This is a genomic window from Streptomyces sp. NPDC058291, from assembly GCF_042880855.1.
In the GTDB taxonomy this organism is placed as follows: Bacteria; Actinomycetota; Actinomycetes; order Streptomycetales; family Streptomycetaceae; genus Streptomyces.
The window spans coordinates 46,059-51,391 of the sequence record NZ_JBHVYK010000013.1 but is presented as its reverse complement, the minus strand read 5'-3'; the positions used below and the strand labels follow the sequence as shown (position 1 = coordinate 51,391).

Genomic DNA, 5,333 nt, shown 5'->3' with positions numbered 1-5,333 from the left:
CCTCACCCGGGACGCCACGGAGCTGACGACGCGGGGGCACCCCTGAGCGCCGGGCGACTGCGGACGGGACCGGCGCGGGCAGGACTCGCCGCCGTACGCGCCGGTAGGACACGGGCGCAGTCGTCCCGCCTGCACTGGACCCGCACGCCGCGTCCGGGTGAGAGTGGGGGCATGAAGTTCGCCTTTTCCACTCTCGGTGTCCCCGGTCTGCCCGTTTCCGACGTGCTGCGGCTCGCGGTCGCGCACGGCTACCACGGCGTGGAGTTGCGCGCCCATCCCGAGGAGCCGGTCCACCCCGGACTGAGTCCGGACGAACGGACCGGCGTCGCCGCCGAGTTCAAGGCGGCCGGCGTCGAGATCCTCGGCGTCGCCGGATACGCGCGGGTCGCCGCGCCCGGTGACGACGAGCCCGTGCTCGACGAGATCCGCGGTCTCGTCGGTCTCGCCCGCGATCTCGGCGCGCCCTTCGTCCGCGTCTTCCCCGGCGGAGCCGACGACCGGAGCGACGAGGAGGCCGACGCCGTGGCGGCCCGACGGCTCGGGACCGCCGCCGAGCACGCCGCCGACTTCGGGGTGCGCATCCTGCTGGAGACCCACGACTCGCACCGCACCGGCGCGGACGTCATCCGGATCATCGGTCCCGTCGGACACCGTCAGGTCGGCGCGCTGTGGGACGTCATGCACACCTGGCTGGGCGGCGAGCAGCCGCAGGACACGTACGCGGCGCTCGCGCCCTTCCTCGGGTACGTACAGGTCAAGGACATCGCCTCGGCCGAGGACACCGCTCCGCTGGCGCTGGGCGCCGGGGTGCTCCCGCTCGCGGAGTGCGTCGAGGTCCTGACCCGGAACGGCTGGGACGGCTGGCTGTGCTGGGAGTACGAGAAGCGCTGGTACGAGGCCGCCGAGCCGCTGGAGGGGCTCCTGGACGGCGGACGCGAGCATCTGGGACGCCTGCTCAACGACTCGGCGTGAGCCGGGGCGGCCGCGCCGCGTGACCGTGCGAGGAGCTCGGGCCCTGGCCTTCGGGCCCCGGGCTCCGTCTGCCTCCCCTCCCCGTCGGATCAGGCCGGGTGGGGGAGGTAGCGGGTCACGCGTCGGGTCAGGCGGCGTTCGCAGTCCGGCCAGTCCTCCGCCGTGACGGAGAAGATCGCGGAGTCGCGCAGCCGGTCGTCCTCGCCCGGCGCCCAGGAGCGGGACCAGTTGCGCAGGACGCCCTCGAAGCGGGCGCCGACGCTTTCGATCGCCGCGCGGGAGCGGCTGTTGCGGGCGTCCGTCTTCAGGTCGACCCGGGAGACGCCCCACTGCGCGAACGCGTGCCGGAAGAGCAGGAGTTTCGCCTCGGCGTTGACGCCGGTGCCCTGGGCGGAGCGGGCGAGCCAGGTGAAGCCGACCTCGACGGCGTCGAGGCGGTCGTCGGAGCGCCAGGAGCGCGGTTCCCAGTACGAGGTCGCGCCGACCGCCCTGCCGGAGGCGAGGGAGATCTGCGCGTAGGGCGCGAGCCGGCCCGTCGCCGCGCGGGCGAGCTGGGCGTCGAGGTAGTCGTCGATCTCGTGGGCCCTGGGCACCCAGGTGAAGGCGTACGTCTTCCGGTCCTCCTCCGCCGCCGCGGCCAGCTCGGCGGCGTGCCGGCGCTCCAGCGGCTCCAGGCGCACCAGCGCGCCCTCCAGTACCGGTCCCTCCAGCATGAAGCTCACCCGACGTCGTCCTCTCCTGGCCGCACGGTCAGCCGCGCAGGTGCGCGAACGCCTCGTGGAAACCGGGGAAAGTCTTGCGGACGCAGCCGGGATCGTCGAACGAGATTCCGGGGACGCGCAGTCCGGTCACCGCGAAGGACATGACGATGCGGTGGTCGCCGTAGGTCTTGACGTCCGCGCCGGCCGGGGCGGCGCCGGGCCGGATCTCGATCCAGTCCGGGCCGGTGGCCACCTGCACGCCCATCCGCCGGAGGTTCTCCGCGCAGGCCTCCAGCCGGTCGCACTCCTTCACCCGGGTGTTCGCCACGTCCTCGATGCGCACGGGTCCGGAGGCGAAGGGGGCGATCGCGGCGAGGGTCGGCATGGTGTCCGAGATGTCCCGCATGTTGACCGTGAGGCCGCGGAGTTCGCCGGTGCCGGCCACCGTCGTGCGGTCGGCCTTCACGTCCACCCGGGCGCCCATCCGGCGCAGGACGTCCACGAAGCCCAGGTCGCCCTGGAGCGCGCCCGCGCCGAGGCCCGGCACGGTCACCTCGCCGCCGGTGAGCGCGGCCGCCGCGAAGAAGTAGCTCGCGGTCGACGCGTCGGGCTCGATGGCGTACGTGGTCGCCCGGTAGCCGCCCGGCGGGACGACGTAGGCGTTCCCCTCGCGGCCCACCTCCGCCCCGAACGCCCGCATCATCGCGATCGTGATGTCCACGTACGGCGCGGAGACCAGGTCCGTGACCGTGACGCGCAGGCCGGTGCGGGTGAGCGGGCCCAGCAACAGCAGGGCGGTCAGGTACTGGGAGGACTGGCCGGCGTCCAGCACGACCTCCCCGCCCTCGACGCCCGCCGCCCGCACGGTGAGCGGGTGGTGGCCCTCCGCCTCCTCGTGCCGCAGGTCCACGCCCAGGTCGCGCAGGGCGCGGGTGAGCGGGAGGAGGGGGCGGCGCCGCATCTGGGGCGAGGCGTCGAAGCGGTAGACGCCGTGACCGGCGGCGACGAGGGCCGGCAGGAAGCGCGCGGTGGTCGCGCCGTCCCGGCAGTACACGTCGGCCTCTGCGAGCGCGGGTCCCTGCGGGCGGCCGTCGATCTGCCAGGCGTCCGGTGTCCGTCCGACGCGGTAGCCGAGCCGGGTCAGGCCCTCGGCGAACCCCTCGGTGTCGTCCGAGCGAAGGGGCCGCTGCAGGGTGGTGACTCCGTCGGCGGCCGCGGCCAGGAAGAGGGCGCGGGCGGTGAGGGACTTCGAACCGGGGATGTCGACGAGGGCCATGCCCCTCATGATCCCGCGCCGGTCCGCCCCGCTGCCGGTACGTCCACGGGATGGACGGGTGAAGGGGCCGTTCCCACCGGGTGAACGGCAGGCCCGGCGGCGGCCGGCGCGGGCCGCCGGCCGGCCTTCCCCGCCGGCGCCAGGGAGGTCAGCGCCACCCCGCCCACCAGCAGCGCGGCGGCGCACCAGCGCGGGCCGCTCACCGACTCCCCGAGGAACACGGCGGCCGACGTCATGCCGAAGACCGGGACCAGGAGGGAGAAGGGCGCCACGGTGGACGCCGGGTGGCGGTGCAGCAGCCAGCCCCAGGCGCCGAACCCGAAGACGGTCGTCACCCAGGCGACGTAGACGACCGTGCCGGCGCCCTGCCAGTCCAGGTCGCGCAGGGCGGCCAGGTCCCGGGCCGGACCCTCGGTCAGCAGGGAGAGACCGAGCAGCGGCAGGACCGGGACGGTGCTCACCCACACCATGAAGTTCAGCGCGTCCGGCGGGGAGGCCTTGCGGGTGAGCACGTTGGACGCGCCCCAGCAGGCCGCCGCCGCGATGACCAGGGCGAACGCGCCGAGCGGGCCCGAGGCGCCCTCGTCCGCGGCCGCCACGCCGATGCCGGCCAGGGCGACGCCCATGCCCAGCAGACGGACCCGGGTCGGGCGCTCGTCGAGCACGGCGAAGGCGATGCCGGCGGTGAACACCGACTGTATCTGCAGGACCAGCGAGGACAGGCCGGCCGGCATGCCCGCGTCCATGCCGACGAACAGCAGCCCGAACTTCGCCACGCCCAGCACGAGTCCCACCGCCAGGATCCACTTCCAGGCCACTTTCGGACGGCCCACCAGGAACACCGCGGGCAGCGCCGCCACCAGGAAGCGCAGGGCGGAGAAGAGCAGCGGCGGGAAGTGGCCGAGGCCGATCTCGATGACGGTGAAGTTGACGCCCCAGACGGCGGCGACGAGGACGGCGAGGGCGAGGTGAGCGGGTCGCATGCGTCGAGGATCGCCCGGCCGGACCGTGAAGCACCAGCGATGATTGCTGCATGGTTGGATGAAGCAACGCTGATCTGTCGCCGAGTTCCAGGAGCCTGCCGTGCTCGATCTCCAGCGCCTGCGCGCCCTGCACGCCGTCTCGGTGCACGGAACGGTCGGGGCCGCGGCCGCCGCGCTCGGCTACACCCCGTCGGCGGTCTCCCAGCAGCTCGCCAAGCTGGAGCGGGAGACCAGGACCGTGCTGCTGGAGCGGGAGGGGCGCGGTGTCCGGCTCACCGACGAGGCGCTGCAACTCGTCGCCGCGGCCAAGGAGTTGCTGGCGATCGTGGAGCGCACCGAGACCGAGCTGGAGGAGCGGCGCGGGGTGCCGGCCGGGCGGCTGAGCATCGCCGCGTTCGCCTCGGCGGCGCGCGGGCTGCTGCCCCGCGTCCTCGCCGACCTGGCCCGCAGGCATCCCGCCCTGGACGCCCGGCTCACCGAGGTCGACCCGCATCTGTCGGTGGACCTGGTCGCGAAGGGGGCCGTGGACCTCGCCGTCGCGCACGACTGGGACATCGCGCCGCTGCCCGCACCGGCCGGCGTCGAGCAGGCGGTGATCGGGGACGACGCGTGCGACCTGCTGGTCCCCGAGGGGCATCCCTTCGCCGGGCGCAGCGGGGTGCGGCGCGAGGAACTGGGCGGCGAGCGATGGATCTGCCAGCCGCCGGGCCGGATCTGTCACGACTGGCTGGTGCGCACGCTGCGCGCGGCGGGGCACGAGCCCGACCTCGTCCACACGGCCGAGGAGAACCCCACCCTGGTCGCCCTGGTCGCCGCCGGCCTGGGCGTCGCCCTCATCCCGCGGCTCGGTCGGGGCCCGCTGCCGCCGGGCGTGGTGGAGGTGCCGCTCGATCCGACGCCCGTACGGCGGCTGTACGCGCTGTGGCGGACGGGTGCGGCGCGGCGACCGGCGATCGCCGAGACGGTGCGGGTGCTGCGCGAAGAATGGCCCCAGGCGTCGGCCCGCCGGCCGTGATCGCCGGGGCCGTCATGGGGGCCGCGAGACTCCCACCGCGGCCCGACTGTGAGTCCCGCCCCGGAGACTCCCGCCCCGGAGACCCCTGCGGCAGCCCGCGGCCGGGACAAGACGGCGGCCGGGAAGGGCGGGACGGCCGGAGAGGGCGGTCAGGGCAAGACCGACGGGACGGCCGCGAAGTGCCGGCCCACTGGAGAAGGCGGGACCCGCGGAGAGGGCGGGCAAGGCAAGACCGACGGGACGGCCGGAGAGGGCGGTTAGGGGAAAGCCGACGGGACGGCCGCGAAGTGCGGAATCACTGGAGAAGGCGGGACCGGCGAAGAGGGCGCTCAGGGCAAGACCGACGGGACGGCCGCGAAGTGCCGGCCCACTGGAGAAGGCGGGAC

At 74.7% G+C, this 5,333-nt stretch carries 5 protein-coding genes; 2 read left to right on the top strand and 3 right to left on the bottom strand.

Translation table 11 applies throughout. The features are described from left to right. The first annotated feature begins 171 nt into the window (after window positions 1-171). Window positions 172-972 carry a sugar phosphate isomerase/epimerase family protein gene (locus ACFVYK_RS09315; protein ID WP_389770592.1) on the top strand — a complete coding sequence of 267 codons (801 nt, stop codon included), beginning with the start codon at window positions 172-174 and terminating at the stop codon, window positions 970-972. Between the two features lie 89 nt (window positions 973-1,061). Here ACFVYK_RS09315 and ACFVYK_RS09310 read toward each other — a convergent pair whose 3' ends face one another. From ACFVYK_RS09310 to ACFVYK_RS09300, 3 genes are read right to left on the bottom strand one after another with little or no spacing between them, the layout of a single operon-like run. Next, on the bottom strand, window positions 1,062-1,694 hold the full coding sequence (locus ACFVYK_RS09310; RefSeq protein ID WP_389770589.1) for a GNAT family N-acetyltransferase: 633 nt from the start codon (window positions 1,692-1,694) through the stop codon (window positions 1,062-1,064). Between the two features lie 28 nt (window positions 1,695-1,722). Next, window positions 1,723-2,949, bottom strand: coding sequence for a 3-phosphoshikimate 1-carboxyvinyltransferase (aroA, locus tag ACFVYK_RS09305; protein ID WP_389770585.1), 1,227 nt, complete (start codon window positions 2,947-2,949; stop codon window positions 1,723-1,725). Window positions 2,950-2,954: 5 nt separating this feature from the next. Beyond that, window positions 2,955-3,932, bottom strand: coding sequence for an EamA family transporter (locus tag ACFVYK_RS09300; protein WP_389770582.1), 978 nt, complete (start codon window positions 3,930-3,932; stop codon window positions 2,955-2,957). 100 nt (window positions 3,933-4,032) lie between these two features. On the opposite strand from ACFVYK_RS09300, the gene ACFVYK_RS09295 reads away from it, so the two are divergent. After that, window positions 4,033-4,947: a LysR family transcriptional regulator gene (locus ACFVYK_RS09295; protein ID WP_389770580.1), complete on the top strand. Its 915-nt coding sequence runs from the start codon at window positions 4,033-4,035 to the stop codon at window positions 4,945-4,947. The last annotated feature ends 386 nt before the right edge of the window (window positions 4,948-5,333 follow it).

Excerpts from the sequence above, each read along its gene's own strand:
- ACFVYK_RS09315 (WP_389770592.1), top strand. The coding sequence starts at position 172 with ATGAAGTTCGCCTTTTCCACTCTCGGTGTCCCCGGTCTGCCCGTTTCC.
- aroA (WP_389770585.1), bottom strand. The coding sequence starts at position 2,949 with ATGGCCCTCGTCGACATCCCCGGTTCGAAGTCCCTCACCGCCCGCGCC.
- ACFVYK_RS09300 (WP_389770582.1), bottom strand. The coding sequence starts at position 3,932 with ATGCGACCCGCTCACCTCGCCCTCGCCGTCCTCGTCGCCGCCGTCTGG.